The organism is Janibacter massiliensis, from assembly GCF_900289115.1.
Lineage (GTDB): Bacteria > Actinomycetota > Actinomycetes > Actinomycetales > Dermatophilaceae > Janibacter_A > Janibacter_A massiliensis.
Genome location: NZ_LT985201.1, coordinates 1 through 2,555, shown reverse-complemented (window position 1 = coordinate 2,555; position 2,555 = coordinate 1). Strand labels below are relative to the sequence as shown.

General features: G+C 67.4%; 2 protein-coding genes and 1 pseudogene. All 3 read right to left on the bottom strand.

Annotated elements, in window-relative coordinates; all coding sequences use genetic code 11:
- Positions 1-173 precede the first annotated feature (173 nt).
- The 3 genes and pseudogenes from DAA34_RS11945 to istB all read right to left on the bottom strand — a co-directional run bounded on the left by DAA34_RS11945 (position 174) and on the right by istB (position 2,332).
- Positions 174-1,073 carry a cation diffusion facilitator family transporter gene (locus tag DAA34_RS11945; protein ID WP_106820189.1) on the bottom strand — a complete coding sequence of 300 codons (900 nt, stop codon included), beginning with the start codon at positions 1,071-1,073 and terminating at the stop codon, positions 174-176.
- The gene (locus DAA34_RS11940; RefSeq protein WP_106820187.1) at positions 1,070-1,495 is read right to left on the bottom strand and encodes an ArsR/SmtB family transcription factor; all 426 of its coding nucleotides are present in this window, start codon (positions 1,493-1,495) and stop codon (positions 1,070-1,072) included. Before DAA34_RS11940 ends, DAA34_RS11945 begins: the two co-directional genes overlap by 4 nt.
- A 22-nt stretch (positions 1,496-1,517) precedes the next feature.
- Positions 1,518-2,332 (bottom strand): annotated as a pseudogene (gene istB / locus DAA34_RS11935) (IS21-like element helper ATPase IstB).
- Positions 2,333-2,555: the final 223 nt, after the last annotated feature.

The following is a 2,555-nucleotide window of genomic DNA, read 5'->3' as shown; positions in this document are numbered from 1 at the left end:
CTGGCACAACCACGACCGCCTCCACGGCTACCTGGGCGACGTCCCGCCAGCAGAGTTCGAGGAAGCGTTCTACGCTACGCAACGGTCCGACCACCCCTTGGTCGGAATCCAATAGCCCGAGCCTCCATCAGACCCAGTGCGGTTCACTGGGGTGGCGAGGGTCGTCCAGGCGGTCACCAGGTGACCTCCTTGCATCCGGTGTGGGTGTTGGGTTCGACCTGGAGGGTGGCGTGCTCGACGCCGAAGTCGGTGCGCATCACGGTGCGGGCACTGTCCAGGACGGCGTGCGCGTCGGCGCCCTCGTCGGTCATCAGGTGCGCGGTGGCGACGTTCATCCCGGAGGTCAGGGTCCACACGTGCAGGTCGTGCACGTTGCTGACACCCGGGACGCCCGACAGTGCTTGCTCGACGTCGTCCGGTGCCATGTCCGCCGGCGCGTGCTGGCCCAGGACGTTGAGGACCTCGCGGCCCAGGATGACGGCACGGACGGCAACGAAGATGGCGATGGCCAACGCGATCCCGGTGTCCCACCACGCATTGCCGGTCGCGCTCACCATGACTCCGGCGACGATGACACCGACGGATCCGACGGTGTCCGCGACGACCTCGAGGTAGGCGCCCTTGACGTTGAGGCTGTCGCTTGCTCCTCCGCGCAGCAGCAACAGGGCGATGACGTTGATCAGCAGTCCGATGCCGCCGACGATCAGCATCGGCCCGGAGGCGATCTCAGCCGTGTCGCCGATGCGGCCGATGGCCTCCACCGCGATGTAGACCGAGACCCCGAGCATCAGCAACACCGCGAGGCCGGAGGCGAAGACCTCGGCGCGGTAGGACCCGAACGTGCGACGACCGGTGCTGTCCGGGCGCGTCGCGATCCGAGTGGCGACCAACGCCGCACCCAGAGCGACCACATCGGCGGCCATGTGCCCGGCATCGGAGAGCAACGCCAGCGACCCGGACAACAGACCCGCGACGAGCTCGACGACGAAGTAGCCGGCGACGAGGATGAACGCCAACCGCAGCCGCCACCGGTGCGCACCGCCCGCGCTTCCGTGACTGTGCCCGCCACTCATCGGATCACCTCGGTTGCCGTTGCAACTCCGTCGGTAACACCAGTTGCGTCGTGGGCGATGTGCTCCCGGGTCAGGTCGAGCAGCATCCGCACATGAGCGTCCGCGAGCCGATAGAAGACCAGCCGCCCCTGCCTGCGACCCGTGACCACACCTGAGGCGCGCAGCATCCGCAGCGACTGCGACACGGTCGCCTCCTGCGTGCCGGTCGCCGCCGCCAGATCACACACGCACAGCTCACCGGCCTCGAGAAGCGCGAACAACAGCCGCGACCGCGTCAGGTCGCCGAGAAGCTTGAACATGCTCGCCGCTCGCGCCAGATCGTCCGCCGGCAGCGCTGCGTCCAGCACTAGCTGGATCTTCTCTGGATGGAGGCACTGAATTGAGCATCCATCCAAGCCAACAACCTTCTCATCTGAGCGCATGATCAGATGATAGCGGAGGTGGTCAACCAGTCGCGTGGGCGCGGCTGTGGGCGAGGCGGTAGGAGTGGGTGCCGGTTTCGATGATGGTGCCGTTGTAGGTGAGGCGGTCCACGATCGCGGCGCACAGGCGGGGGTCGGTGAAGGTGTCGGTCCACCCGGAGAACGACTGGTTGGACGCGATCGCGATCGAGTTCTTCTCCTCACGTTCGGTCAGGACCTGGAAGAGGAGCTCGGCACCGCGGCGGTCGAGTTCCATGTAGCCCAGCTCGTCGATCATCAGCAGGTCAACGCGGCCGTAGCGGGCGATGGTCTTGGCGAGCTGCTTGTCGTCGGCGGCCTCCACCAACTCGTTCACGAGCTTGGTGGCCAACGTGTACCGCACCCGGTAGCCCTGCTCGGCGGCCGCGGTCCCCAGGGCGATGAGCAGGTGGGACTTGCCGGTGCCGGAGTCCCCGATCAGGCACAACGGGTCACCACGGCGGATCCAGTCGCCCTTGGCGAGCTCGTGCACGGTCGCGGGGTTGATCGCGTCGTTGGCGTCGAAGTCGAAGTCCCCGATCCACTTGTCCCGAGGGAACCCGGCAGCTTTGACGCGGCGCACGGAGGAGCGGCGGTCCCGGTCGTCGACCTCGGCGAGCAGCAACTCGGCCAGAAGCCTTGGTAGGTCAACTGCTCCTTCTTCGCCACGCTCAGTGCCTCGTCGACCAACGCCCGGATCGTGGGCAGGCGCAGCCGGCGGCAGGCCTGGTCGACCGCGGCGACTGCGGCCTCTTCGGTCATGCCGCGCCGGCGGCGGAGCGTTGGACTGACCGGGGTAGCCACTGGTGTCGGGCTCATCAGCTGGTGCTCGCTTTCACATCGTCAGCGGTGGGTGCGGGGCGTCGTCGTGGGAGCAGTTCGTCGTAGGCCGTCACGGACGGGACGGGGCGGGTGGGAGCCTGACCCGGTTTCCCGGACAGTTTCGGTGTGTTGATCATGCCGCGGTTAGCGGCGTGGTGTGAAGGGCTTGGTATTCGTGCGGGCTGAGGTAGCCCAGTGCCGAGTGACGACGGCGGGGGTT

Bases quoted from the DNA above. Each gene is read 5' to 3' on its own strand.
- DAA34_RS11940 (WP_106820187.1), bottom strand. From the start codon at position 1,495: ATGCGCTCAGATGAGAAGGTTGTTGGCTTGGATGGATGCTCAATTCAG.
- DAA34_RS11945 (WP_106820189.1), bottom strand. From the start codon at position 1,073: ATGAGTGGCGGGCACAGTCACGGAAGCGCGGGCGGTGCGCACCGGTGG.